Origin of the sequence: Mycobacterium pseudokansasii, assembly GCF_900566075.1 — a bacterium.
GTDB classification, from domain to species: domain Bacteria; phylum Actinomycetota; class Actinomycetes; order Mycobacteriales; family Mycobacteriaceae; genus Mycobacterium; species Mycobacterium pseudokansasii.
The window spans coordinates 4,419,562-4,444,933 of record NZ_UPHU01000001.1; the positions used below are offsets into that span (position 1 = coordinate 4,419,562).

Annotated in this window: 22 protein-coding genes, 1 tRNA gene and 5 pseudogenes; 6 read left to right on the forward strand and 22 right to left on the reverse strand. The window is 65.5% G+C overall.

Features of this window, described 5'->3' with window-relative positions; all coding sequences use genetic code 11:
* Positions 1–4: 4 nt before the first annotated feature.
* Genes EET10_RS19855 through fabG form a run of 4 tightly spaced genes read right to left on the reverse strand, consistent with a single transcriptional unit; the run spans position 5 to position 4,356 of the window.
* The gene (locus EET10_RS19855; RefSeq protein ID WP_036400260.1) at positions 5–1,198 is read right to left on the reverse strand and encodes an acyl-CoA dehydrogenase family protein; all 1,194 of its coding nucleotides are present in this window, start codon (positions 1,196–1,198) and stop codon (positions 5–7) included.
* Positions 1,191–2,402, reverse strand: coding sequence for a CoA transferase (locus EET10_RS19860; protein WP_122502428.1), 1,212 nt, complete (start codon positions 2,400–2,402; stop codon positions 1,191–1,193). The genes EET10_RS19855 and EET10_RS19860 overlap by 8 nt, the downstream gene beginning before the upstream one ends.
* A gap of 2 nt (positions 2,403–2,404) precedes the next feature.
* Positions 2,405–3,616, reverse strand: coding sequence for an acetyl-CoA C-acetyltransferase (locus tag EET10_RS19865; protein WP_063467274.1), 1,212 nt, complete (start codon positions 3,614–3,616; stop codon positions 2,405–2,407).
* On the reverse strand, positions 3,613–4,356 hold the full coding sequence (fabG, locus tag EET10_RS19870; RefSeq protein WP_099187558.1) for a 3-oxoacyl-ACP reductase FabG: 744 nt from the start codon (positions 4,354–4,356) through the stop codon (positions 3,613–3,615). The genes EET10_RS19865 and fabG overlap by 4 nt, the downstream gene beginning before the upstream one ends.
* Before the next feature lie 71 nt (positions 4,357–4,427).
* Here fabG and EET10_RS19875 point away from each other — a divergent pair.
* Positions 4,428–5,587: pseudogene (locus tag EET10_RS19875) on the forward strand (acyl-CoA dehydrogenase family protein).
* A gap of 126 nt (positions 5,588–5,713) precedes the next feature.
* On the opposite strand, the gene EET10_RS19880 reads toward EET10_RS19875, so the two are convergent.
* Together EET10_RS19880 and EET10_RS19885 are read right to left on the reverse strand one after the other, a co-directional pair.
* Positions 5,714–6,298, reverse strand: a complete 585-nt coding sequence (locus tag EET10_RS19880; protein WP_244602022.1) for a nucleoside deaminase — start codon at positions 6,296–6,298, stop codon at positions 5,714–5,716.
* 475 nt (positions 6,299–6,773) lie between these two features.
* Positions 6,774–6,860: transfer RNA gene (locus EET10_RS19885), tRNA-Leu, on the reverse strand.
* A gap of 39 nt (positions 6,861–6,899) precedes the next feature.
* Between EET10_RS19885 and EET10_RS19890 the strand changes: the two genes are divergently transcribed.
* Both EET10_RS19890 and EET10_RS19895 read left to right on the forward strand, forming a co-directional pair.
* The gene (locus EET10_RS19890; RefSeq protein ID WP_063467275.1) at positions 6,900–7,283 is read left to right on the forward strand and encodes a hypothetical protein; all 384 of its coding nucleotides are present in this window, start codon (positions 6,900–6,902) and stop codon (positions 7,281–7,283) included.
* Complete coding sequence (locus EET10_RS19895; RefSeq protein ID WP_036400271.1) at positions 7,280–7,633, forward strand: DUF3817 domain-containing protein; 354 nt, start codon at positions 7,280–7,282, stop codon at positions 7,631–7,633. The genes EET10_RS19890 and EET10_RS19895 overlap by 4 nt, the downstream gene beginning before the upstream one ends.
* Here the strand turns inward: EET10_RS19895 and rdgB are convergent.
* From rdgB to clpS, 15 genes and pseudogenes are all read right to left on the reverse strand, one after another.
* On the reverse strand, positions 7,630–8,229 hold the full coding sequence (gene rdgB, locus EET10_RS19900; protein ID WP_036400274.1) for an RdgB/HAM1 family non-canonical purine NTP pyrophosphatase: 600 nt from the start codon (positions 8,227–8,229) through the stop codon (positions 7,630–7,632). The genes EET10_RS19895 and rdgB overlap by 4 nt on opposite strands.
* A gap of 36 nt (positions 8,230–8,265) precedes the next feature.
* On the reverse strand, positions 8,266–8,874 hold the full coding sequence (locus EET10_RS19905) for a DUF4395 domain-containing protein (RefSeq protein ID WP_244602023.1): 609 nt from the start codon (positions 8,872–8,874) through the stop codon (positions 8,266–8,268).
* Between the two features lie 199 nt (positions 8,875–9,073).
* Complete coding sequence (gene rph / locus EET10_RS19910; protein WP_036400277.1) at positions 9,074–9,853, reverse strand: ribonuclease PH; 780 nt, start codon at positions 9,851–9,853, stop codon at positions 9,074–9,076.
* 193 nt (positions 9,854–10,046) lie between these two features.
* Complete coding sequence (locus EET10_RS19915) at positions 10,047–10,412, reverse strand: DUF1801 domain-containing protein (RefSeq protein WP_036400279.1); 366 nt, start codon at positions 10,410–10,412, stop codon at positions 10,047–10,049.
* Between the two features lie 10 nt (positions 10,413–10,422).
* Positions 10,423–10,725 (reverse strand): annotated as a pseudogene (locus tag EET10_RS31020) (VOC family protein); the annotation flags it as partial.
* Between the two features lies 1 nt (position 10,726).
* A pseudogene (locus EET10_RS19925) lies at positions 10,727–10,966 on the reverse strand (helix-turn-helix domain-containing protein); the annotation flags it as partial.
* 32 nt (positions 10,967–10,998) lie between these two features.
* On the reverse strand, positions 10,999–11,772 hold the full coding sequence (locus EET10_RS19930; RefSeq protein ID WP_174719704.1) for a cyclic nucleotide-degrading phosphodiesterase: 774 nt from the start codon (positions 11,770–11,772) through the stop codon (positions 10,999–11,001).
* A gap of 70 nt (positions 11,773–11,842) precedes the next feature.
* Complete coding sequence (gene murI, locus EET10_RS19935) at positions 11,843–12,658, reverse strand: glutamate racemase (protein WP_036400286.1); 816 nt, start codon at positions 12,656–12,658, stop codon at positions 11,843–11,845.
* Positions 12,655–13,323: a rhomboid family intramembrane serine protease gene (locus EET10_RS19940; protein WP_036400288.1), complete on the reverse strand. Its 669-nt coding sequence runs from the start codon at positions 13,321–13,323 to the stop codon at positions 12,655–12,657. The genes murI and EET10_RS19940 overlap by 4 nt, the downstream gene beginning before the upstream one ends.
* A 62-nt stretch (positions 13,324–13,385) precedes the next feature.
* Positions 13,386–14,255 (reverse strand): annotated as a pseudogene (locus EET10_RS19945) (pyridoxal-phosphate dependent enzyme); the annotation flags it as partial.
* A gap of 9 nt (positions 14,256–14,264) precedes the next feature.
* Positions 14,265–14,537: a MoaD/ThiS family protein gene (locus EET10_RS30270; protein WP_036400290.1), complete on the reverse strand. Its 273-nt coding sequence runs from the start codon at positions 14,535–14,537 to the stop codon at positions 14,265–14,267.
* A 64-nt stretch (positions 14,538–14,601) separates the two neighbouring features.
* A pseudogene (locus tag EET10_RS19955) lies at positions 14,602–15,039 on the reverse strand (M67 family metallopeptidase); the annotation flags it as partial.
* Positions 15,014–16,063 carry a P1 family peptidase gene (locus EET10_RS19960; RefSeq protein ID WP_036400292.1) on the reverse strand — a complete coding sequence of 350 codons (1,050 nt, stop codon included), beginning with the start codon at positions 16,061–16,063 and terminating at the stop codon, positions 15,014–15,016. The gene EET10_RS19960 and the pseudogene EET10_RS19955, both read right to left, overlap by 26 nt.
* A gap of 16 nt (positions 16,064–16,079) precedes the next feature.
* A complete protein-coding gene (gene aosR, locus EET10_RS19965; protein ID WP_036400294.1) occupies positions 16,080–16,664 on the reverse strand; it encodes an oxidative stress transcriptional regulator AosR in 585 nt (194 codons plus the stop codon).
* Positions 16,665–16,688: 24 nt separating this feature from the next.
* Positions 16,689–16,994 (reverse strand): ATP-dependent Clp protease adapter ClpS, encoded by a 306-nt coding sequence (clpS, locus tag EET10_RS19970; protein ID WP_036400296.1) that lies wholly within the window; start codon positions 16,992–16,994, stop codon positions 16,689–16,691.
* A 66-nt stretch (positions 16,995–17,060) separates the two neighbouring features.
* Between clpS and EET10_RS19975 the strand changes: the two genes are divergently transcribed.
* Complete coding sequence (locus tag EET10_RS19975; protein ID WP_036400298.1) at positions 17,061–18,377, forward strand: nicotinate phosphoribosyltransferase; 1,317 nt, start codon at positions 17,061–17,063, stop codon at positions 18,375–18,377.
* Between the two features lie 34 nt (positions 18,378–18,411).
* Positions 18,412–20,385: an ATP-dependent DNA helicase gene (locus EET10_RS19980; protein WP_099187562.1), complete on the forward strand. Its 1,974-nt coding sequence runs from the start codon at positions 18,412–18,414 to the stop codon at positions 20,383–20,385.
* On the opposite strand, the gene glgP is transcribed toward EET10_RS19980, so the two are convergent.
* A complete protein-coding gene (gene glgP, locus EET10_RS19985) occupies positions 20,386–22,992 on the reverse strand; it encodes an alpha-glucan family phosphorylase (RefSeq protein ID WP_036400300.1) in 2,607 nt (868 codons plus the stop codon).
* A gap of 261 nt (positions 22,993–23,253) precedes the next feature.
* Between glgP and EET10_RS19990 the strand changes: the two genes are divergently transcribed.
* Positions 23,254–25,341: an alpha-1,4-glucan--maltose-1-phosphate maltosyltransferase gene (locus EET10_RS19990; protein WP_036400301.1), complete on the forward strand. Its 2,088-nt coding sequence runs from the start codon at positions 23,254–23,256 to the stop codon at positions 25,339–25,341.
* Positions 25,342–25,372 lie beyond the last annotated feature (31 nt).

Below are 25,372 nucleotides of genomic sequence, written 5' to 3' on the forward strand. Positions count from 1 at the left end.
CGCTTCACATCCGATACTCGTCGAGCAGGCGCTTACTGATGATGGACTTCTGTATTTCGCTGGTTCCCTCGCCGATCAGCAGGAACGGCGCATCGCGCATCAGCCGCTCGACCTCGTAGGCCGTCGAGTATCCGTAACCGCCGTGGATGCGGAAGCTTTGCTGGGTGACTTCCGAGCAATATTCGCTGGCAAGGTATTTCGCCATTCCGGCGGCGACGTCGTTGCGCTCGCCCGAGTCTTTCAGCCGCGCCGCGTTGACCATCATCAGGTGTGCCGCTTCGACCTTGGTCGCCATCTCGGCCAGCTGGAAAGCGATGGCCTGGTGCTCGGCGATCGGCTTGCCGAATGTTTGGCGTTGCTGCGCGTACCGCACCGCCAGCTCGAAGGCTCGAATGGCGACACCACAGGCTCGCGCCGCAACGTTCACCCGGCCGACTTCGATGCCGTCCATCATCTGGAAGAAGCCCTGACCCGGGATGCCGCCAAGGATGTCGTCGGCGGGCGCCCGATAACCGTCGAAGATGAGTTCGGTGGTATCGATGCCCTTGTAGCCCAGTTTGTCGATCTTCCCGGGGATCACCAAGCCGGGAGCCACTTCGCCGAAGCCCGTTGGCTTTTCGATGAGAAATGCGGTCAGGTTGCGGTGCGGCTTGGCTGCGCCTTCGTCGGTGCGCACCAGCACCGCCACGAGCGTCGAGCTGGCGCCGTTGGTCAGCCACATCTTCTGGCCATCGATGACGTAGTCGCCACCGGCATCGAGGCGGGCCCGGGTGCGGATCGCGGCGACGTCGGAGCCCAGTTCCGGCTCGGACATCGAGAACGCGCCGCGGACCTCACCGGTGGCCATCCGCGGCAGGAAGCGCTGCTGCTGCTCGTCGGTCCCGTGCTGACGCAGCATATAGGCCACGATGAAGTGGGTGTTGAGCACACCGGACACACTCATCCAGCCGCGCGCCAGCTCCTCGACACACAACGCGTAAGTCAGCAACGACTCATCCAGTCCGCCGTATTCTTCGGAGATCATCAGGCCGAACAAGCCCATGCCACGCATCTGGTCGACGATTGCCTGCGGATAGGTGTCGGCACGCTCCAGCTCCGGCGCGTTGGGAATGATCTCTTTGTCGACGAATTTCCTTACGGTAGCGACGATTTCGGCTTGCAACTCGGTCAGCCCGAGGGTCTGGGCAAGTTTAGTCATGCGCTGGAGTTCCTATCGTCTTGGCGCTCGACAATCGCGCGATATCGGCGGTCGTCAGTCCGAGGCGCTCGGTCAATACCTCAGCGGTGTCCTGTCCGAGTCCCGCTGCGGGTGCGCTGGCAGGGTGTGCGCCATCGAACGCCGTCGGCATGCCGGGGGCCAGGTAAGCACCGACTTCGGGCTGATACAGTAGGGAAAACAGCGGGTTGGCAGTCACTTTCGGACTCTTAGCCACCTGCGCGAAGCTGCGGTAGCGTTCGAAGAGCACGGTGGTTCCCGACAGTGCCGCACTGATCTCGTCACCGGTATGGTCGCCGAACCAGGTCGCGAAAAGGCCCGTAAGGACATCGCGGTAGCGGTACCGGTCGCCTTCAGCGGAGAAATCCACACCCAGCGCCTCGGCCAGTGCCGACACCGCCGCCCCCGAGCCGGTCACATCGACCAGATCGCGAAAGTGCCTTCCGGTCAACGTGACAACCATGAACCCGACCCCGTCGCGGCTGGCGAAGTCCTGGCCGTACTGGCCGTAGACGGCATTGCCCAGGCGCTGCCGTTGCGTCCCATTGACCTGCGGTTCGGTCAACAGCCCCAGGTTTCCCGCCGTCGCCAGCGCAACGTCTTCCAGTGCCAGACTCACCCGAGCCCCCATCCCGGTCTGGTCGCGGCGGCGAACCGCAGCCACCACGGCGAGCGCGGCATACAGACCGCAACAGACGTCCCAGGCCGGCAGCACATGGTTGACCGGGCCGGCATGGCCGACCGGACCGGTGACCAGCGGGAAGCCGGTGGCCGCGTTGACGGTGTAGTCGACAGCGGTAGACCCGTCGCTGCGCCCCAGTAGCTGGAGGTGGATGACGTCGGAACGCCGGGTGGCCAGCAGCTCGTGGCTGAGCCAGGGAAAGACGGCGTTGGTCACGACGATGCCGTCGCCCTCGATGACCAACCGCTGCACCAGCCGCTGTCCTTCCGCCGAGCGCAGATCCACGGTCACCGAACGCTTTCCCTTGTTCAGACCCGTCCAGTAGATCGACGTTCCGGTTGCAGCGAGCGGCCAGCGTTGCACGTCAGCAGCGCCACCGATCGGATCGACGCGGATCACCTGTGCACCAAGCTGACTGAGCGTCATGCCGCACAGCGGTGCGGCCACGAAGCTGGAAACCTCTACGATGCTGATGCCGCTCAACGGCAACGCGTGACCTTGCATGGCTATGCGACCCGCTCAAAGACGGCGGCCAGCCCCTGACCCCCGCCGATGCACATGGTTTGCAGGCCGTAGCGCGCCTGGCGCCGGTCCAGTTCACGAGCCAGGGTGGCCAGCATCCTGCCGCCAGTCGCGCCGACGGGATGACCCAACGAGATGCCGGAGCCGTGCACGTTGGTGCGTTCTCGGTCGGCGGCACCGAAGTTCCACTCCCGCATCACCGCAAGCACCTGGGCGGCGAACGCTTCGTTGAGTTCGATGAGGTCGATGTCGGCCAGCCGCAGGCCCGCCTTGGCGAGGGCGGCCTCGGTCGCGGGAACCGGACCGATGCCCATGATGTCAGGACCCACCCCCGCCAGCCCCCAGGACACCAACCGGACCAACGGCCTCAAGCCGTACTCGGCGACTTTCGCCGGCGTGGCAACCACGCACATCGATGCCGCATCGTTTTGGCCGCTGGCGTTGCCCGCTGTAACCGTAGCCTCCGGATCCTGTTTCAGCAGAACGGGTTTGAGCTTGCTCAGAGACTCAAGCGTGGTGTCGGCGCGGGGATGTTCGTCGGTGTCGATCAGCTCCTCGCCGTGGCGAGTGGGCACTGCGACCGGAATGATCTCCACGGCCAGGATGCCGTCCTGTTGCGCGGTGACCGCACGCCGATGCGACGTCACCGCGAGTTCGTCTTGCTCCAGCCGCGAAATGCCGTACCGGCGGCGCAGATTCTCGGCGGTCTCCAGCATCCCGCCGGGCACCGGATAATGCCGGCCCCCGGCAGTGGTGCGCCCACGAGCCAGCCCGTCATGCACCCGGATCCCATCGCGGGCGCCGCCCCAGCGCATATCGGTGGAATAGAACGCGACATTGCTCATGCTTTCGCAGCCGCCGGCGATGACGAGGTCGTTGTCGCCGTTGCTCACCTGCAGGCAGGCGTGGATCACGGCCTGCAGGCCAGAACCGCAGCGGCGGTCGACCTGCATACCGGGAACCGTGACCGGCAGCCCGGCATCCAATGCGACCACGCGACCGATGGCCGGTGCCTCACTGCTGGGATAGCAGTGCCCCAGGATAACGTCCTGCACCGCATCGGGCGGCAGACCGGCGCGGTCCAGCAGCCCGTTGAGCGCCGCGACACCGAGATCAACGGCACTGAGCGACTTGAATATTCCGCCGTAGCGACCGATCGGCGTGCGGACCGGCTCGCAGATGACAGCGTCATTCATATGAACCGCCCGCCGGTGACATCCAGCACCGTTCCGGTCATGTACGAAGACAGTTCAGAGGCCAAAAACAAGGCTACGCTGGCGACTTCGCTGGGCTCACCCGCCCGGCCCATTGGAACCTCGGCCAATTTCTGGTCCCAGATGCGTTGCGGCATTGCTTCCGTCATCGCCGAGCGAATCAATCCGGGGGCGATCGCGTTCACTCGAACACCCACGTGGGCAAGCTCTTTGGCGGCGGCCTTGGTCATCCCGACGATCCCGGCTTTCGCCGCAGAGTAATTGGTTTGACCCACCATCCCGACCTTGCCCGACACCGAGGACATGTTCACGATCGCACCCCGTTTGTTTTCGCGCATAATGGCCGCCGCGAGCCGGGTGCCGTTCCAGGTGCCCTTCAGATGTACGTTGATGACCTGGTCGAACTGCTCCTCGGTCATGTTGCGCATGGTCGCGTCCCGGGTAATGCCGGCGTTGTTGACCATGACGTCGAGACCGCCGAAAAGCTCGACGGCCGTGCGGATGAGCGTTTGGACCTCGTCGGCTTTGGTCACGTCGCACCGCACGGCCGCGGCTACTCCATCGCCGCCGAGCTTCTCGGCCGCGGCCTCGGTCGCTTCGAGATTCAGATCACCGAGCACGACGCGCGCGCCCTCGGTGACGAATCGCTCGGCAATGGCCAAGCCCAGTCCTTGGGCTCCGCCGGTGACCACCGCGGTCTGACCGTTCAGCAATGACATCACCTATTCCTCACTGTCCTGCCCGCAGCCGGGCACTCACCGTCCAAATATTATATTTCATATATGATGAGGCGATGTCCCTGACAGTCAACGCCGAGGACTTTCAGCACATCCTGGCCCAGACCCGTCACTTCGTCCGCACCGCCGTGATCCCGCGTGAGCAGGAGATCCTGGACAACGATCAGGTGCCAGACGACCTGCGTGAGCATGCCAAGAAGATGGGATTGTTCGGCTACGCGATTCCACAGGAGTGGGGCGGGCTTGGCCTCGACCTGACGCAGGACGTCGAACTTGCCATGGAATGGGCTACACCTCGCTGGCGTTGCGGTCGATGTTCGGCACCAACAACGGCATCGCCGGGCAGGTACTGGTCGGCTTCGGCACCGACGAGCAGAAGGCCCGCTGGCTGGGGCCGATAGCCTCCGGCGACGTCGTCGCCTCTTTTGCACTGACCGAACCCGGCGCCGGGTCGAATCCGGCCGGATTACGCACCAAAGCCTTTCGGGACAACGGCAATTGGGTGATTTCAGGGCAGAAGCGGTTCATCACCAATGCCCCGGTCGCCGGTGTGTTCGTGGTTTTCGCGCGGACCAGGCCGGCTGACGAACGGGGCGCCGGTATCGCGGTCTTCCTGGTTCCCGCGGACGCGGCAGGAGTGGACGTCGGTGTCAAGGACGCCAAGATGGGCCAGGAAGGAGCCTGGACATCCGACGTCAACTTCAACGACGTCCAGGTCGACGCCGAGGCGCTGATCGGCGGCAGCGAGGACATCGGCTATCGAGCTGCCCTGACCTCATTGGCACGCGGCCGGGTGCATATCGCGGCGGTCGCGGTGGGGACAGCGCAGCGCGCACTCGATGAGTCCGTCGCCTACGCCGCGAGCGCAACGCAGGGCGGCACACCGATCGGAAACTTCCAATTGGTCCAGGCGATGCTGGCCGATCAGCAGACCGGCGTGCTGGCCGGACGCGCGCTGGTCCGCGATGCCGCGCGGCTGTGGGTGTCCGGCGAGGACCGCCGCATCGCGCCGTCGGCGGCGAAGCTTTTCTGCACCGAGATGGCCGGCAAGGTAGCCGACCTTGCGGTGCAGATTCATGGTGGCAGCGGCTACATGCGAGGGGTGCCGGTGGAACGCATCTACCGCGATGTTCGGCTGCTGCGACTGTACGAGGGCACCAGCGAGATTCAGCGCCTGATCATCGGGTCGAACCTGGTGCGAGCGGCGCAGCGATAACGCGTCCGGCCTGGCTCCGTTTGCGTTGGTGGGGCGAGGTCCGGCTGGATTCGGCATGAATTCGCTCCTGCATCGCTTTGGCGGAATCGCTCGACCGAAAAGCAAAATGCCAGGGAGGACGGGAGCTCAAGGACGGATCCTGAACAATTCGTCGGTTTCATCTGACAATACTCCGGAAATGCAATATTGAGGCGTATACATTTCGTGACTTCGGGCTGCAACGTCGAGTGCGCCGATACCGATTTGGCTTGTCCCGGAATTCCTGATCGTCTTTATTGAAGACCCCCAGACGACGCGCGGTATGCCGATCCAAACGATGGCCCCCATACACATACAGCAAGGCTCGCCAGTGGAATACAGTGTAGTCTCACTCCACTTCCCCGCACCCTCTTGCGCAGCCATATTGTTGATAGCGACTAATTCGCTATGTGAGATCGGGTCAATCGATTGGTTACCGACGCTAATCACGATCGGATAATTGCGGGTCTGGTCGAAGATAGCGGCGCCGAAGGGGAACTTCTGATTCGTTTTTGCCGCTTCAAGTGCTACGCGCATGTTCGATTCGTGTTGCTGTAGCTCTGCCGCCGTGGGCTGGTATTGGAGCAATCTGCGAAGGGCTGATTCACTTTTGTCATCCGGTTCTGGGTTGTCGCCGCAGTGGGCAGTCCCGTCGTCCGCCTTGACCCGTCCGGTCGGGTATGTGACGGCCAAGATGCTCGCTCCGATAGCGGAAGCGCCAAGTCGTCGCCGCGACAATCTCCGGACAATCCCGACAGACGCCGGATGACCTGAATGTCGATTCAACGTCGTACGCTCCTACTGGACAGGGCTACCCGCCGGGCTGCCTGAGATCGTGTCAGACCTGGCTTTTGTCACGCTAGTGCGCACGCGGTTCTGCATTTCGGCAATTGGCCGGCATGATCGGATGGTGGGGGTTCGGCGGCGGTCAGAAGGCCGATGCCCGCATCAGGTTCGGCTCAACGCAGTATCGGGGACGCCGGGCCCACCTCCGATGGACGCTAACACTCGAGTGCCGGACATGGACCGCCGGCGACACCGCTCGTGACCACCGACGGCCAACTACACCGAGAACTTCACCTCGCCCCGACCAAGGACTGCCAGCCACAAATACAACCGCGCACGATGTCCCAACACACGTGTGCATGATGTCCCGAGACATCGCAGATGGTGCGCAAGGGGGGACTCGAACCCCCACGTCCCGAAGGACACTGGAACCTAAATCCAGGGCGTCTACCAGTTCCGCCACTCGCGCATGGGCGCCTCACAGAGTACCGCGCGGTAGCGTCTAAGTGTGTCTACCACCCGTCCTCGCAGGCCCGCCAGGCCCGCGCTGATCGCCCTGGCGATCATTGCCGCCTGCGGCTGCCTGGCCTTGGGCTGGTGGCAGTGGACCAGGTTTCAGTCGGTATCCGGCAACTTCCAGAACCTGGGATACGCATTGCAGTGGCCGATGTTCGCCTGGTTCTGCATCTACGCGTACCGCAAGTTCGTTCGCTACGAAGAAGTACCGCCGGAGCCACGAAACACCATGACCGAGATACCAGCAGGACTGCTGCCCGAACGACCGAGGCCCACGCCGCAGCCGACCGACGATCCTGCGCTACTGGAGTACAACGCATACTTGGCCGAACTCGCGAAGCACGACGCCGAAAGGCAGAATAGGAACACCGCATGACGACGCCTGAGACACCCGAAGCCCAGCGCAACACCGTCTTTCCCGTGGAGAAGATCCGTACCGCGCTGCTCGGCTACCGCGTGATGGCGTGGACGACGGGTATCTGGCTCATCGCCTTGTGTTACGAACTGGTCTCCCACTTGGTCTTTCACCACGAGATCCGCTGGATCGAGATCGTCCACGGTTGGGTCTACTTCGTCTACGTGTTGGCCGCTTTCAATCTCGCCGTCAAGGTTCGCTGGCCGATCGGCAAGACAGTCGGTGTCCTGCTCGCCGGCACCATCCCGCTGCTGGGCATCATCGTCGAACATGTCCAAACCAGGGACGTCAAGGCGCGCTACAACCTCTAGGCGAGCGCCACCAACTCCGGCACCAGCAGCCTCAGCGCGCGGCTGCGATGCGACACCGCATCCTTCTCCTCCGGGCTCAGCTGCGCCGCGGTCCGCTGATAGCCGTCGGGAATAAAGACGGGGTCGTAGCCGAACCCGCCGTCACCGCGTGGCTCCCGCGCAATCGTGCCAGCCCACTGGCCGCGCACCACGACTTCGCGGGACGCCGAGACCAGTGCGCAGGCCGAGACGAATGCCGCACCGCGTCGCTCGTCGGGTACATCGCGCAGCTGGGCCAGCAGCAGGGCGGTGTTGGCCGCGTCGTCGCCGTGGTTGCCGGACCACCGGGCCGACAGCACCCCGGGCATGCCGTTGAGTGCCCCCACTTCCAAACCAGAGTCGTCGGCGATGCTGGCCAGACCGGTCGCGGCGAACGCGTCTCGCGCCTTGGCCAGCGCATTGTCCTCGAATGTCGCACCGGTTTCGGGTACCTCGTGAAATGGTGCAACGTCATTGAGCGACGCCAATGTCACCCCGGACAATCCGGCGCCGTCCAGCACCCTGCGCAGTTCGGCCAGCTTCTTGGGGTTGCGGCTGGCGACCAGCAGCCGGGTCACTAATCACTTCCAAACATTGTCCACACGGCCCCGGGGCTACGCGCGACTTTCCTCTTTTGTTGCCGGTCGCGGTGCTATTGTCCTGACATAAGGGACTTCGCAGTCTTCACAACCCCACATTAATTTGTGCAGGTAGCAGCCGACACAAAATCCCAGCGTGGCTTCCGACCAGGTCAGGACAAAACAGACCGCAACAACAGCTGCCATCGCTACCGGCGACGCGCCTAACAAGCGCATGGCAAGACATGTCGCTGCTAAACCGGCACCGAGCAACCATGCAAACCGTTTCGGCCGCGTCGCTTTCCACACCGGACGCATGCCCATTGTCAACGCTGTGCCCAGAATGCCGGTGGGGCTGAACGGAGTTAATCCGGTAGCGGCCGCAGCCAACATGTCGAAAAGCACGAGCGGACCAACAATGATCACCGGATCGGTTTCCGGACGCATAAGCAACAAGGCAATCGTGATTGCCGAGATAATATTGAGCAAGCCCGCCCTGGCGCGGGTCGCGGTTTCGTTGATGCGCGGTTCCGCATGTTCCTGCGTCATCTGTCCCATTGCCCACCACGGCTGGTTGAGAAAGGCATGTTCAAGTGGGACTCGCCGACTGACCATAATTTTGATCCTAAAAATGTGGCGAAACATTGGTTTTGACAAAACTCAATTAGACGTCGAGCAGTTTATCATGGCGGTATTGTGCGCGCCTCTGGTCAGCCACCTTGGATCGACGGCCGCGGCTTGCCACGGCTGGCCAATGCCAACCCGGTGTCCAGACGACAGCGCCCTGGGGCTCGAACTGCCCGACCAATGAACGACGCGCCGCTTGGATTGCCCAGCAGCCTTGTCAGCTTCCGAACGCTCTCGGCGGTGGCGGTCCTTCGGGCAGGACACCCGGATACGGCAGCGCCAACGCCTCCCGCTGAGCGGCGAACAATTTGTCGCAAGCGCCCAGCGCCATGTCGAGCAGCTTGTCCAGCGTCGATCGCGGGAACGTAGCGCCTTCGCCGGTGCCCTGGATCTCCACCAGAGTCCCGGTGTCGGTGGCGACGACGTTCATGTCGACCTCGGCTCGCGAATCTTCCTCGTACGGCAGGTCGACGCGGATCCGGCCGTCGACCACGCCCACGCTGATCGCGGCGATGGCGCACGACAACGGTCGGGGATCGGACAGTTTGCCGGCGGCCGCCAGGTAGGTCACCGCATCGGCCAGCGCCACATAGGCGCCCGTGATGGCCGCCGTGCGGGTCCCGCCGTCGGCTTGCAACACGTCGCAGTCGACCGCAATGGTGTTCTCCCCCAGGGCCGCCAAGTCGATGCACGCCCGCAGCGACCGGCCGACCAGTCGACTGATTTCTTGGGTGCGCCCGCCGACTCGCCCCTTGACCGATTCGCGGTCGGAGCGGGTATGAGTCGCCGACGGCAGCATTGCGTACTCGGCGGTCAGCCATCCCACACCAGATCCCTTGCGCCAGCGCGGAACCCCCTCGGTAACGCTGGCGGTACACAGGACCTTGGTGCGACCGAATTCAATCAGCACCGAGCCTGCAGGATTTTCGGTGAACCCGCGGGTGATGACCACCGGACGAAGCTCGTCGTCGAGGCGGCCGTCTTCTCGTTTGGACACGACGCCAACCCTAGCGGGCACCGTCCCCATCGAGTGTGCGTCCACGGCGTCGAGGGTGCGTCCACGGCTTCGCCACGTGCCGGTCGGCCGCCTTGTGTACACCCTCGAAGCCATATCCGCTCGCTCGGGCAGACCGACGCCTCGCAGATCGACATTGCCGCAGTCCGTCCCAGCGCGCGGCCGCACCCGACGCTCAACCACGGGTATTCAGCTGCACCGCCTCGCGAATGAGCGCCACGAACGCCTCTTCGTCGATCGCATCGCCCTCGCGAATATCGATCGCACGCCCGGTATTGCCGTCGAGGCTGGCATTGAACAAACCCGCCGGGTCGGCCAGCGACGCGCCCTTGGCAAAGGTCGCCTTCACCTGAGACGTGTAGGTCTCACCGGTGCAGATGATTCCGTCGTGTGACCAGACTTGAACGGCGCGCCACTTCCATTCCTCGGTCACGTCCGGATCGGCCTGCTTGATGTGCGTGCGGATCCGCGCCAGCGTGTCGCCCCGCCAGTCGGCCAGCTCGGCTATCCGCGCGTCGATGTTCTTCGTTGCATTGCTCATGGTTTTGGCTCACCTGCTGAATGCGGATCAGGTTGCCGGCGGGATCACGCAGCGCGCAATCTCGAACCCCGTACGGCTGGTCGTTCGGTTCCTGAATCACCTCACCCTGGCCGTTCTGCACGCAGGCTTGCAGCCGCTCAAAGGTGGCATCGAGGTCCTTGGTTACCAAAAGCAGGGTGCCGTAGCTGCCTTTGGCCATCATCTCGGCAATGGTGCGGCGCTCCTCGTCGGTGATGCCGGGGGTGGCATTCGGCGGGTACAAGACGATGGAGGTGTCGGGCTGATGGGGAGGACCGACCGTGACCCAGCGCATCAAGGTCGCCGCGACGCAAGAGCGCCATCGCGCGCTCGATGCGCCGCCTCATCAGATACGAATAGGGCGATTCGCCATAGGCGAGCTTGAACTGGCGGCTGAAGTGCCCGGCGGACATATTCACGCTGCGGGCGAGCGCGTCGACGTTCAGCGGCTGTGCATACTCGCGGTCCATCCTGTCCCGAGCGCGCCGCAGCAGCTTGAGGGCTCGTAAACGCTGAACCTGGGCTGGTGTGCTCATCTGCGCCGAACCACCGCCTTCACCAGCGGGCTTCAGGCCCGCCGGACTTCAAAAGTCTCGCCGCACACCACCGCGTGTACGGGTCCGTCGAACTCGGCCTTGGCCTCACTGATGACGTCCTCGCGCGACGTCCATGGCGGAATGTGGGTCAGCAGGAGTTCGCGGACGCCGGCCCGCCTCGCGGCCCTTCCGGCTTCAGTGCCGGACAGATGTAGGTCCGGCGGACGGTCCGGGGAGTGTGTCCAGGAGGCCTCGCACAGAAAGACGTCGACGCCGCGAGCCAACTCGACGAGCTGGTCACAGATGCCGGTGTCGCCGCTGTAGGCAAATGACGCGCCGGTGGAATCGGTAAAGCGCATGCCGTAGGACTCGGTCGGGTGAGCAACGACCCGGGGCACCACGGTAACCGCGCCGAACGTCACCGGCTCGCCGTCCACCCAGTGGTGGACGTCGAAGATGTCCGAGCAATCGTCGATCTCGCCGCCGTAGGGCGACGACGCTGCCCCCAAGCGCGACCAGGTGTCGCTCGGCCCGTATAACAACGCCTTGCCCTTCGGAGGCGTTGGGTGATAACGGCGCCATACAAATAACCCAGGCATATCCAGACAGTGGTCCGCGTGCAGATGCGACAACAGCACATGCACCGACCCGGGGTCCAGGTGTCGTTGCAGTGCGCCGAGCACACCGCCACCGAAGTCGATGACCATCGGCGGGGTTTCCGGAGCCCGGAGCAGATAACCCGACGCAGCCGAATCCGGACCCACGACGCTCCCGGAGCATCCGAGCACGGTTATTCGCACGGACACTACTGTGCCATGCCCATTACCGCGATGAGAAAAACATTGCCGCAATAGGTGAGCAGAATCTCGCGTGACACTATTTGACAGGCGGATGACCAACGGCTTCCACACCGGTGATCGCCGGCCCGAGAAATCGCGCCGCCAGCCGGGTGAAGGCTTCCGGGTCGCCGGTGGCTTCGAACATCCGGGTAGCCGGCGGCGCATCGTGCGGGCGCAGGAGGTCGCTTCGGGTCAGCACCGCGAGAACTTCTTTGGCGGTCTCCTCGGCGCTCGAGACCAGTGTGACGGGGTCTCCCATGGCCAGTTGAATGAGTCCGGACAGTAGTGGATAGTGCGTACAACCGAGCACCAGAGTGTCCACCCCGGCACGCTGCAACGGCTCCAGGTAACCCTCCGCCAGCCCCAGCACCTGACGGCCGCTGGTGACCCCACGCTCGACGAAATCCACGAACCGCGGACAGGCCACCGCGGTGATCTCGGTGTCGCGCGCGGCGGCGAAGGCGTCTTGGTAGGCGTGGGAGGTGATGGTCGCGCGAGTGCCGATCACCCCGATGCGGCCGTTGCGGGTGGCGGCAACCGCGCGGCGTACGGCCGGCAGGATCACCTCGACGACGGGCACGTCGTATCGCTCCCGCGCGTCTCGCAGGCACGCCGCGGACGCCGAGTTGCAGGCGATCACCAAAACCTTGACACCCCGGTCAACCAAGTTGTCGCCGATGGCCAACGCGTGTGCGCGGATCTCGGGGATGGTCAGTGGACCGTAGGGGCCATTGCCGGTGTCACCGACGTAGATGATGTCTTCGTCGGGCAGTTGGTCGATGATGGCCCGCGCGACGGTCAGTCCGCCGACGCCGGAGTCGAAGATTCCGACGGGCGCCAACGGCGAGCTCATGTCTTCGGACGCAACTGCCGGTTGCCGGCCTTCTTCAGTGCGCGGGATTTACGCTCCGGTGCCGACAAGAGATATGCCGCCACCACGCCGGCAAGCGCGCCGCACAGATGGCCCTGCCATGACACCCCGCCGCACATGCCCAGCCGCGGCAGTGCTCCCAGCAGGACGCCACCGTAGAAGAACAAGACCACCAAACCGATGACGATGTCCCAGACCTTGCGGACGAAAAGGCCGAACACCAGCAGAAAGGTCAACCAGCCGAAGATCAGCCCGGACGCTCCGATGTGGTCGGTCGGACCGCAGCTGCTGCCCACATTTCCGATGAGCCAGGTTCCGAAGCCGCCCAGGATCCACACGATCACCGTCGCCCAGACGAACCGCGACAATCCGGCCAGCGTCATCAGGAATCCCAACACCAGCAAGGGAATGGTGTTGGCCATCAGGTGTGCCCAGTTGGCGTGCAACAGCGGCGCGAAAACGATGCCCCACAACCCGTCGGTTTTCAGCGGGCGGATGCCGTTGACGTCCAAAGAATGCCGCGACAGCTGGTCGATCAGTTCAACGAGATACAGCAGCGCGACGAAGGTGAGGATGGTCGCCCCGCCGACGATCCAGCGCGGCCGCTTTTCCGGCTGCTTCTTGGGTGTGCGCGGATGCGCGGTCATTGGCGCCGCTCCTCCTCATCGCTACGTCCCCCGCAAGCGGGCGGTGCCCTTACTGCATCGTAGGCAATGTCGGCGCGATTACCCGACTGGACGACATTCGCCGCGACTCCCAGTGCGGCGTGCCGCACCGCGCCCGTCGAGATACCCGCGAAGATGCCCTCGGCTGCCGCCAGTTCACGGGTCCGGCGCACCGCGTCGTGCGCGCCGACGGAATATCGCGCGGTCAGCACCTCGGGGTCATACAGTTCGGGGACAAAGCCCTGGTCGATGTTTCGCAACGCGTACACCCCCTCGCCGTAGCGTGGCTCGGCCGCCACGATCTGGACACCGGGAACCCGCTCACGCAGAAACCGGCCGGTACCCATCAGCGTGCCGGCGGTGCCCAGGCCGGCGACGAAATGGGTGACTTCGGGCAGGTCTGCCAGCAATTCGGGGCCGGTACCGCAGTAGTGCGCATCGGTGTTGGCCGGATTGCCATACTGGTACAGCATCACCCACGACGGGTTGGCGGCGGCAAGCTCCTTGGCGGCGGCCACCGCTGTATTGGATCCCCCCTCGGCCGGCGAAAAAGTGATTTTCGCGCCATAGAACTCCAGCAGCTGACGCCGTTCCATCGAGGTGTTCTCGGGCATCACGCATATCAGCCGATACCCCTTCAACCGGGCCGCCATCGCCAGCGAGATGCCGGTGTTGCCGCTGGTGGGCTCGACGATGGTGGTGCCGGGCGACAACCGCCCGTCCTGTTCGGCCTGCTCGATCATCCGCAGCGCCGGCCGGTCTTTGATCGATCCGGTCGGATTTCGGTCTTTGAGCTTGGCCCACAGCCGCACGTGTGCTGCGTCGGCCTCGTCTGCCCAGCGCGGTGACAGCTGCCGCAGACCCACCAGCGGGGTGTTGCCCAAGGCCTGTAGCAGCGAGTCGTATCGCGTCATGCGCTCCGCTTACCCGCCCGCCACGGCGGGCAGGATGGTGACCGAGTCGCCGTCGGATAGGACGGTGTCCAGACCACCGGAGAACCGCACATCCTCGTCGTTGACGTAGACGTTCACAAAGCGGTGCAGCTTGCCGTTATCGATCAGCCGCTCGGAGATGCCCGCGTAGTTGGCCTCGAGGTCGTTGATGACCGCACCGAGCGTGTCGCCGTTCGCGGAGACGCGCTTCTGGCCATCGGTGTGCGGTCGCAGGACGGTCGGGATGGACACGGTGACGCTCATGCAGGGCTTCCTTCGACTTTTCGGGACTTTCCGGGGACGTTCCGGGGACTTTCACAGATGTTCGATACTGCTCGACGACATGGACAGGCTCTTCGGTGACGGCACCGGCGACGATGCGGTAGCTGCGTAGCTCAAAAAGCTCGGTATCACGGGTGGAAACCAACACATAATGCGCCTCCGGTTCGGCGGCCAGGCTGACGTCCGTACGGCTCGGGTAGGCCTCAGTCGCCGTATGCGAGTGATAGATGACAACCGGCACTTCGTTGGCGCTTTCCATGGATCGCCACACCTGGAGTTGCTCACCGGAATCGATACGGTAGAACGTCGGCGAGCGCTGCGCATTGGTCATCGGGATGTGCCGCTGGGGACGGTCGGAACCCTCCGGCCCCGCCAGCACCCCGCAGGCTTCGTCAGGATGATCGCGGCGCGCATGGGCGAGCATCGCTTCGATCAGGTCGGCACGAATCACCAGCACCTCAGCGGTTCCCTTCCGCACGTGCACCGAATGCTCCGGGCAACATGCCGGGGTAGCTCGGTATTCCGGCCACCGGCGCGGCGGCGATGACACCAGCCAACACCGCTCGGGCCAGGCAATCGCCGGCGGCCGCTCCCACCGCGCTGACCAGCCCCGTCTCCGGCGAGAGAGCGGCGGGTATGCCGGGGTCCGGCGGCACCTCGACCGCACCGGTGGCCAGCGCGAAGACGGTATCGCCATCCAACGGCGTGTGGGCTGGCCGGATCGAGCGGGCCAGCCCGTCGTGAGCCGCGATCGCGACGCGCCGGCACGCCGCCGGACTCAGCGCCGCGTCCGTCGCAACCACCGCGATGGTGGTGTTCATTGGGCTCGATCCCGCCGGCAGTTGCGCCAACGCCGCGACCTGCTCGGCGGGCGGTTGGGTCAGCGCGAACTCGTCGATCAAGTCCGCCATCCACGGCAGGCCGGTGGCCGGATCGACGACGTTGCCCACCGAGTTCACCACGACGACCGCGCCGACGGTGACGCCGGAGGGCAGCACGGTGGACGCTGTGCCGACACCGCCCTTGAGGAGTCCGGCGCGCGCGCCGACGCCCGCGCCCACGGTCCCGGTGGCGACATCGATCCCCGCGGCTTCACAGGCCAGATAGCCGAAGTCAGCTCCCGGCCGGCAATCCCAGCCCCCGACCGGCAGGTCAAAGATCACCGCGGCCGGGACAATGGGCACCACACCCGCGCCCCCCGTACCCACTGCGACACCGCGCTGGTGTTCCTCCAGCCAGCGCATGACGCCGTCGGCGGCGGCCAGGCCGTAGGCGCTGCCGGCGGCGAGCAGCACCGCGTCTACGAAGCGGACACTGTTGACCGGATCCAGCAGGTCGGTCTCACGGGTTCCGGGCGCACCACCGCGGCAATCGACCGCACCGACCGTTCCGGGTGGCGGCAGCACCACGGTGACGCCGCACGCCCAGCCGGTGCCGAGCGACGCGTCGCGGTCAAGCCGCTGGTGGTGGCCGACGCGGATGCCGCCGACGTCGGTGATGGCGTTCATCCGGCTGCCGTCGCGATCATCCGGGCTTGCCCATCAGCACCAGGACGAGGTATTCCTGCAGCACTGTCAGCCACTGGTAGACGTCATAGTGCGCGGCCATCGGATGGTCAGCCGGCAGCCGCTCGGGCCCCTGTGGACCGACGTTGAGCAGGACTCCCAGGGTCAGCCGTAAGTCGTTGACGGCAGCAACCCAGGCGTTGGCATCCGCCTCCGTCAGCTCGAACCGTCCGCCGTTTTCCGGGACCGTCTGCAACAACTGCTGTGCCGCACCGCGTTTGGCGTCGATGATTGCCGGCTCATGCAAACTGCGAAGGGCGGCGTTGAGCGTCTCCGACGCATCGAGGGTCATCGGGTCGCCCAGATCCAGCTTGTAGAAATCCGGCAGCAGCCGACCCAGCGTCGGGTCACCCGGACGGTCGGAATGCCCGGTCTTTATGCCGGTAATTTCTTCGAGTTCATCTGTCGGAGCCGACGATTCGCGTTCATCGAACAGACCGACCATCGCGCCGACCAGATTCTTGAGCAGGGCTGCCTCATGGGGAGCCAAGGCAGACCGAAAACGGGGGCCGTTGCGGGTTTCGACGCGCTTCCATTTGCGCACGCTGGATCCGGATACCCTCGAAGCTCACCGGTCCTGCTGCATCGTCGCCCACAATCCGGCGGCGTGCAGTTTGGACACGTCGACCTCCATGGCCTCCCGGCTGCCGGCCGAGACCACTGCCTTTCCCTCGTTGTGCACCTGCAACATCAACGTGGTGGCATGCGGCTCGCTGTAGCCGAACAATTTTTGGAACACATACGTCACGTAGCTCATCAAGTTGACCGGGTCGTCCCAGACGATGGTCACCCACGGACTGGCCGTCACATCGACCGGCGCGGACTCGCGTTGCCCGGTCGATCCGGGCTTGGCGGGCGCTGATGCAGCAACCATAGCCATAGGATAGCGAGCGATTGCGGTGGATACCGAGACCCCGACGCCAACCGATACGGTTGCGGGGTGAATGACTCGGTCCCCGCTGGGCTCCTGACCGACAAGTACGAACTGACCATGCTCGCGGCCGCGTTGCGCGACGGCACAGCCGATCGCCGGACCACGTGGGAAGTGTTCGCTCGCCGGCTTCCCGCGGACCGGCGGTACGGGGTGGTGGCCGGAACCGGTCGACTGCTGGAGCTGTTGCCGCAGTTCAGGTTCGACGACGACGCATGCGAGTTGCTGGCCCACTTCCTCGACCCCGAGACCCTGGATTACCTCCGGGACTTTCGCTTCTGCGGCGATATCGACGGCTACCCGGAAGGCGAACTGTACTTCCCCGGTTCCCCGGTGCTCTCAGTGCACGGCAGTTTCGCCGAATGCGTGCTGCTGGAAACGCTGGTGCTGTCGATCTTCAACCACGACACGGCCATCGCATCCGCGGCAGCGCGGATGGTCAGCGCCGCCGGAGGCCGCCCGCTGGTCGAAATGGGCTCACGCCGGACGCATGAGCGCGCCGCGGTCGCCGCCGCCCGGGCAGCTTATGTCGCGGGCTTCGCGGGCTCGTCCAATCTGGAAGCTCAGCGACGCTACGGGATACCCACCGAAGGCACCGCGGCCCACGCGTTCACGATGCTGTACGCCCACCGCGACAGCCCCTCGGCGGTGTCAGAGTTAGCCGCATTCCGCGCCCAGGTCGAGGCGCTGGGGCCGGACACGACGCTGCTCGTCGACACCTACGACGTGACGACCGGTATCGCCAACGCTGTCGCGGCCGCCGGTACCGGGCTCGGCGCGGTCCGCATCGACTCAGGCGAGTTGGGCGTGCTGGCCCGCCAAGCCCGCGAGCAGCTCGACCAACTCGGCGCCAAGCAGACCCGCATCATGGTGTCCGGCGATCTCGACGAGTTCGCCATCGCGGCGCTGCGCGCGGAGCCGGTCGATCATTACGGCGTCGGGACGTCGCTGGTCACCGGCTCGGGTGCACCGACCGCGAACATGGTTTACAAACTGGTCGAGGTCGACGGCATACCTGTGCAAAAACGCAGCAGCCACAAGGAATCCCGCGGCGGCCACAAAGCAGCGCTGCGGCTGTCGAAGCCCACGGGAACCATCACCGAGGAAATCGTGCATCCGGCGGGGCGCCCACCGACCACCACCGAGCCGCACCGAGTGTTGACCACGCCACTGGTTCGCGGCGGGGACGTGGTCGCCGATACCGGTAGCACTGCACTGGCGGCGGCCCGCAAGCTGGTGGCGTTCGGGCTGGGGAGCCTGCCGTGGGAGGGACTGAAATTGGCGGCCGGCGAGCCGGCTATTCCGACCCTGACGATCACGCCCTGAAATTCGATTCGACGAGGGAGTAACCACGCCTGAGGTGTCTGTTCCCGAGTTGCTGGCCGTCGCCGTGGCAGCCCTGGGCGGCAGCGAGCGCCGCGGCCAGCTGGAGATGGCCAACGCCGTGGCGCAGACTTTCGCGACCGGCCAGCACCTCGTCGTCCAGGCCGGCACCGGCACCGGCAAGTCCCTGGCGTACCTGATTCCGGCGATTGTCCGTGCGGTCGGTGACGACGAGCCCGTCGTGGTGTCTACCGCAACGATCGCCCTGCAGCGGCAACTCGTCGATCGCGACCTACCCCGACTCGCCGATGCGCTCGCCGCTTCCCTGCCCCGCCGGCCGCAGTTCGCATTGCTCAAAGGGCGGGGAAACTACCTGTGTCTCAACAAGGTTCACAACGACAGCGCGACCACCGACGCGGCCGGCGAGCCGCAGGAGGAACTCTTCAACCCCATGGCCGTGACCGCGCTGGGCCGCGACGTGCAACGGCTTACCGAATGGGCGGCCACGACCGACTCCGGGGACCGCGACGACCTCAAGCCCGGCGTGGCCGATCGGTCATGGTCGCAGGTCAGCGTCTCCGCACGGGAATGCATCGGCGTGGCCCGATGCCCGTTTGGCTCCCAGTGCTTCTCCGAACGGGCCCGCGCCAGGGCGGGTGCGGCCGATATCGTCGTCACCAATCATGCGCTGCTGGCCGTGGATGCCGTTGCCGAATCCTCGGTGCTGCCCGAACATCGACTCCTGGTGGTCGACGAGGCGCATGAGTTGGCCGACCGGGTGACCTCAGTGGCCACCGCTGAGCTGACGTCGGCGACACTCGGCGTAGCGGCGCGGCGGATCGCCCGGTTGGTCGGCCCGGAGGTACTCGAGCGGTTGGAAGCCGCATCGGCGACCTTCTCCTCGGCGATCCACGACGCGTCGCCCGGGCGCATTGATTACCTCGACGACGAGTTGGCGACATACCTGACGGCGCTACGCGACGCAGCCGGCGCAGCCCGATCGGCGATCGACAGCAGCAGCGACGCCAAAGCGGCATCCGCCAGAGCCGAAGCCGCCGCGGCCCTGACCGACATCTCCGATACTGCTTCGCGAATACTGACGTCCTTCGCACCGGCGATCCCCGACCGCACCGACGTCGTCTGGCTCGACCACGAGGAGAACCGCGGTTCGCCACGCAGCGTGCTGCGGGTGGCTCCGCTGTCGGTCGCCGACCTGCTGGCCACTGCCGTGTTCGCCCGTTCGACGACGGTGCTGACCTCGGCGACGCTGGCAATCGGCGGGACATTCGACTCGATGGCGGCGGCCTGGGGCCTGACGTCAGACCCACCTTCGGATACCGGCTGGCGCGGCCTGGATGTGGGATCGCCGTTCCAGCACGCGAAGTCGGGAATTCTCTACGTGGCGGCCCATCTGCCGCCGCCCGGGCGGGACGGCACCGGGTCGGCCGAGCAACTGACCGAAATCGCCGAACTCATCACCGCGGCCGGCGGGCGCACCCTGGGCCTGTTCTCCTCGATGCGCGCGGCTCGTGCCGCCGCCGAAGCCATGCGCGACCGGCTTTCCACACCGGTGTTATGCCAGGGCGACGACACCACCTCCGCGCTGGTTGAGCAATTCAGCGCCGACCCCGCCACCTCGCTGTTCGGCACGCTGTCGTTGTGGCAGGGCGTCGACGTACCCGGACCGTCGCTGTCGTTGGTCCTGATCGACCGCATCCCGTTTCCACGTCCGGACGACCCACTGCTGAGCGCCCGCCAGCGCGCGGTGGCGGCTCGCGGCGGCAACGGTTTCATGACGGTCGCCGCCAACCATGCGGCGCTGCTGCTGGCACAAGGCGCGGGTCGGCTGTTGCGCCGGGTCAGCGACCGCGGGGTGGTGGCGGTGCTGGACTCGCGAATGGTGACCGCCCGCTACGGGGACTACCTGCGAGCCTCGCTGCCCCCGTTCTGGCAGACCACCAGCGCCACCCAGGTCCGCGCGGCGCTGCGGCGATTGTCGGCCGCCGGTTGATCAGCCCCCGGCGAGGGTGACCAGCCCGAGCTCGTTGCCGTCGGCGAGCATCGGATGGCGCGGCAGCACGCGCACGGTGTACCCGACGGCCCCCGCCAGCGGCAGCGGCGTCGTCGTCGAGAAGATGTGGCTGACGCCGTCGGTGTCGGTGTGCGACATATCGACGGTGGTCGGGTCCAGCAGCATATCGCCGGCGTCGACCCTGCCCAGCACCGCCTGCACGGTCACCTCGTCGGGCTGCAGCCCGGCCAGCTGCACGATTGCGGTCAAGGTCAGCTTGGAGCCGAGCAGCGGAGTATCGGGCAGCCCGGCGCTGTCCACGTCGGTGATCTCGATTCGCGGCCACGCCGCTGCGGCCCGCCGCCGGTAGGCGGCCAGCTCGCGGGCCCCGCCGAACTCGGTGCCGTCGTCGGCGACACCGATGGTCTTGCGCCACGAGTGCGCCGCCGGCGCGTAGTAGTGCTCGACGTAGTCGCGCACCATGCGGGAAGCCAGCACTTTGGGTCCCAGGGTCTGCAGGGTGTGGCGCACCATCTCCATCCATCGCGGGGGAACGCCGTGTTCGTCGCGCTCGTAAAACTTCGGTGCCACCGCCTGTTCCAGCAGGTTGTACAGCCCAGTGGACTCCAGGTCATCGCGTCGTTCCGGATCGGCCACGCCGTCGGCAGACGGTATCTCCCAGCCGTTTTCGCCGTCGTACCATTCGTCCCACCACCCGTCGCGGACGGACAGGTTCAGGCCCCCGTTGAGCGCACTCTTCATCCCTGAGGTTCCGCATGCCTCCAACGGCCGCAACGGGTTGTTCAGCCACACATCGCAACCCCAGTACAACAACCGGGCCATCGACATGTCGTAGTTGGGCAAGAACGCGATGCGGTGGCGCACCTGTGGCCGGTCGGCGAAGCGCACCACCTGCTGGATCAGCGCCTTTCCCCCGTCGTCGGCCGGATGGGACTTGCCCGCCACGATCAGCTGTACCGGCCGTTCCGGGTCCAGCAGCAGCTTCTCGAGTCGATCCGGATCACGCAGCATCAGGGTCAGCCGCTTGTATGTCGGAACCCGGCGGGCGAACCCGATGGTCAACACATCCGGATCGAAAGCCTTTGCGATCCAGCCTAATTCGGCTTCAGAGGCACCGCGTTCCAGCCATGACTGACGCAACCGCGCCCGCACGTCCGCAACCAGCAACGAGCGCAGCTGAGACCGGATCCACCACAGATGGCCGGCATCGACCTGCTGCAACCGCAGCCAGACGGCCGGCTCGGCGAAGGAGTCCGAACCGGCCAATTCGCGGCCCAGTTGCAGCCATTGCGGCGCGGCCCAGCTGCGGGCGTGCACCCCGTTGGTGATCGACCCGATCGGTACTTCGTCGGGGTCGAATCCGGGCCACAGCTCGTTGAACATGGCCCGGCTGACCCTGCCGTGCAGCAGCGAGACACCGTTGGCTCGTTGCGCCAGCCGCAGACCCATGTGGGCCATGTTGAACTTGGTGGGATCGTCCTCGGCGCCCAGCGCGAGGATCCGATCGGTCGGCACCCCCGGCAGCAGCGTCGCCTCGTCATCGCCGAAGTACCGCTGCACCATGTCCACCAGGAACCGGTCGATACCGGCGGGCACCGGAGTGTGTGTGGTGAACACCGTGCTGGACCGCACCACCGTCAGCGCGGTATCGAAGTCCAATCCCGAGTCGGTGATGAGTTCCCGGATGCGTTCGGCTCCCAGGAATCCGGCGTGGCCCTCGTTCATGTGGAAAACCTCGGGGGCCGGCAACCCCTGGATGGCGGTGAACGCGCGAATCGCCCGTATCCCGCCGATGCCGGCCAAGATTTCCTGCTTGATCCGGTGTTCTTGATCACCCCCGTAGAGGCGGTCGGTCACGCTGCGCAGCTCGTGCTCGTTTTCCGGGATGTCGGAATCCAGCAGCAGCAGCGGAACCCGGCCCACCTGTGCGATCCAGATCCGCGCCCGCAGTTGCGCGGAGTCCGGCAGCGCCAGCTCGACCAGCACCGGATCACCGCTGGCGTGGGTGAGCAGACGCAACGGCAGCCCATGCGGATCCAACGACGGATAGGTCTCCTGCTGCCAGCCGTCAGCGGTCAGCGACTGCCGAAAGTATCCCGAGCGGTAGTAGAGACCGACCGCGATCAGCGGCAATCCCAGATCCGATGCGGCCTTCAGGTGATCTCCAGCCAGGATCCCAAGGCCGCCCGAGTAATTGGGCAGCACCTCGGCAATGCCGAATTCCATCGAGAAATACGCGATGCTGGAGGGCAGGGTCGTCCCGGATGTCCCTGCAATGCCCGCCTGCTCGTGTTGCTGATACCACAGTGGGCGGCTCAGGTAGTCGGCCAGATCGGCCGCCTGCTCGTCGAGGCGGCACAGGAATTCCTCGTCGAGCGCCAACTCGTCCAGGCGTGCCGGTTTGACCGCACCCAGCACCGCCACCGGGTCATTGCCGCAGCTTGCCCACAGCGCCGGGTCGATGCGGGCGAACAGGTCCTGGGTGGCCTTTTCCCAGGACCACCGCAGGTTGGTCGACAACTGGTCCAGCGCGGCAAGACGGTCGGGCAGATGAGCACGGACGGTAAACCGGCGGAGGGCCTTCACGCGTCTTTACCTTACTGAGGATTCCGCTCGGCGCAGGGCACTCGGCGACAGGTTCGGCCGCGCCGGTGTGGCCGGACACTAGGGTGGGTATGGGTCGCTAAGACGAGCAGACAACGACACACGATGGACACCCCGGCGACACCGCTGTTGCTCGTCCCCGGGGTGGACGAGCCCGGGAACGGGCGGCATGGCAGGCCAAGGGCGGAGCTAGGTCGGGTTCCCCGCCTGCGTGGGCGAGCCGCGAACAGAACGGAGTGATTGGTGCCCGGTCGTGTCGAGATCGATGACGTCGAGCCCGTCGTCTCATGCGGCACCTACCCCGCCAAGGCGGTGGTCGGTGAGGTCCTGCCGGTCCGCGCCTCGGTATGGCGCGAAGGCCACGAAGCGGTGGCCGCGACCTTGGTCGTGCGCTATCTCGGCCCGCGTTATCCGCTGGTCACCGACGTGCGCAGGGTCTCGGCGGTGCGAGCGCTGGAATCCGAGGTGACGGCCAGGCCGGCCGAGCATCAGCGCGTCAAGCCGCTGTTGTTCCCGATGACGATGGGCCCGGAGCCCTATGTGTTCCACGGCCAGTTCACCCCCGACAGCGCCGGACTATGGACCTTCCGGGTCGACGGTTGGGGTGACCCGGTACACACCTGGCGTCATGGCCTGGTCGCCAAACTCGACGCCGGCCAAGGCGAAAAAGAATTGTCCAACGACTTGCTGATCGGCGCCACGCTACTCGAGCGCGCCGCCACGGGCGTGCCGCGCGCGCAGCGCTGGCCCCTGATGGAGGCCGCCGCGGCGTTGCGGAATCCCGGGGATCCGGTGACCCGCTCCGCGCTAGCCCTGTCCCCGGAAATCGAGGACCTGCTCAAAACCTATCCGCTGCGGGACCTGGTTACCCGCGGCGAACAGTTCGGGATCTGGGTCGATCGGCCGCTGGCCCGCTTCGGGGCGTGGTACGAGATGTTCCCGCGCTCGACCGGAGGCCGGGACGACGACGGCAAACCGGTACACGGCACCTTTGCCACCGCGGCGGACGAACTGCCGCGCATCGCGCGGATGGGATTCGACGTGGTGTACCTGCCGCCGATCCATCCGATCGGCAAGGTGCACCGCAAGGGCCGCAACAACAACCCCACCGCTGCGCCCGGTGACGTCGGATCTCCGTGGGCGATCGGCAGCGACGAGGGCGGCCACGACGCCATCCATCCGAGCCTGGGCACCATCGACGATTTCGACGACTTCGTTGCCGCGGCGCGAAACCTGGGCCTGGAGGTGGCCCTGGACCTCGCCCTGCAATGCGCGCCCGACCATCCGTGGGCCCGTGAACACCGCAACTGGTTCACCCAACTGCCGGACGGCACCATCGCCTACGCGGAGAACCCGCCGAAGAAATATCAGGACATCTATCCGCTCAACTTCGACAACGACCCCGCCGGACTCTACGACGAAGTGCTGCGCGTGGTACGACATTGGATTGACCACGGCGTCAAGTTCTTTCGGGTCGACAACCCGCACACCAAGCCACCCGACTTCTGGTCTTGGCTGATCGGTCAGGTCAAGACCACCCACCCCGACGTGTTGTTCTTGTCGGAGGCATTCACTCCGCCGGCCCGCCAGTACGGGCTGGCCAAACTGGGCTTCACGCAGTCCTACAGTTACTTCACCTGGCGCACGTCCAAGTGGGAGCTCACCGAATTCGGTAATGAGATAGCCGAATTCGCCGATTTTCGCCGGCCCAACCTCTTCGTCAACACCCCCGACATCCTGCACGCGGTCCTGCAACACAACGGCCCCGGCATGTTCGCCATCCGCGCGGTCCTGGCGGCCACCATGGGCCCGGCCTGGGGCGTGTACTCCGGTTACGAGCTGTTCGAGCACCGGGCGGTGCGGGAAGGCAGCGAGGAATACCTGGACTCGGAGAAATACGAACTGCGTCCCCGAGACTTCGCAGGCGCGCTTGCCGAAGGCAGGTCACTGGAGCCGTTCATCACAGCACTCAACGCAATTCGGCGCCTGCATCCCGCGCTGCAGGAGCTACGCACCATTCATTTCCACCACCTCGACAACGAGGCGTTGCTGGCCTACAGCAAGTTCGATCCGTCATCCGGGGACTGTGTCCTGGTGGTGGTCACGCTCAACGCGCTCGGGCCCGAGGAAGCAACCCTGTGGCTGGACATGGCCGCGCTGGGTATGGAGCCCTACGAGCGGTTTTGGGTCCGTGACGAGATAACCGGCCAGGAATTCAATTGGGGGCAAGCAAATTATGTTCGCATCGACCCGGCGCAGGCAGTCGCCCACGTCATCAACATGCCACTCATACCGGAAGAATCCCGAATCACACTGCTGCGCAGGAGGTGAGCGACTTGAGCCGATCCAAGAGCCGAACCGA

Bases quoted from the DNA above. Each gene is read 5' to 3' on its own strand.
- EET10_RS19855 (WP_036400260.1), bottom strand. From the start codon at position 1,198: ATGACTAAACTTGCCCAGACCCTCGGGCTGACCGAGTTGCAAGCCGAA.
- EET10_RS19860 (WP_122502428.1), bottom strand. From the start codon at position 2,402: ATGCAAGGTCACGCGTTGCCGTTGAGCGGCATCAGCATCGTAGAGGTT.
- EET10_RS19865 (WP_063467274.1), bottom strand. From the start codon at position 3,616: ATGAATGACGCTGTCATCTGCGAGCCGGTCCGCACGCCGATCGGTCGC.
- EET10_RS19895 (WP_036400271.1), top strand. From the start codon at position 7,280: ATGACGACGCCTGAGACACCCGAAGCCCAGCGCAACACCGTCTTTCCC.
- EET10_RS19905 (WP_244602023.1), bottom strand. From the start codon at position 8,874: ATGTTTCGCCACATTTTTAGGATCAAAATTATGGTCAGTCGGCGAGTC.
- EET10_RS19915 (WP_036400279.1), bottom strand. From the start codon at position 10,412: ATGAGCAATGCAACGAAGAACATCGACGCGCGGATAGCCGAGCTGGCC.
- murI (WP_036400286.1), bottom strand. From the start codon at position 12,658: ATGAGCTCGCCGTTGGCGCCCGTCGGAATCTTCGACTCCGGCGTCGGC.
- EET10_RS19940 (WP_036400288.1), bottom strand. From the start codon at position 13,323: ATGACCGCGCATCCGCGCACACCCAAGAAGCAGCCGGAAAAGCGGCCG.
- EET10_RS30270 (WP_036400290.1), bottom strand. From the start codon at position 14,537: ATGAGCGTCACCGTGTCCATCCCGACCGTCCTGCGACCGCACACCGAT.
- EET10_RS19960 (WP_036400292.1), bottom strand. From the start codon at position 16,063: ATGAACGCCATCACCGACGTCGGCGGCATCCGCGTCGGCCACCACCAG.
- clpS (WP_036400296.1), bottom strand. From the start codon at position 16,994: ATGGTTGCTGCATCAGCGCCCGCCAAGCCCGGATCGACCGGGCAACGC.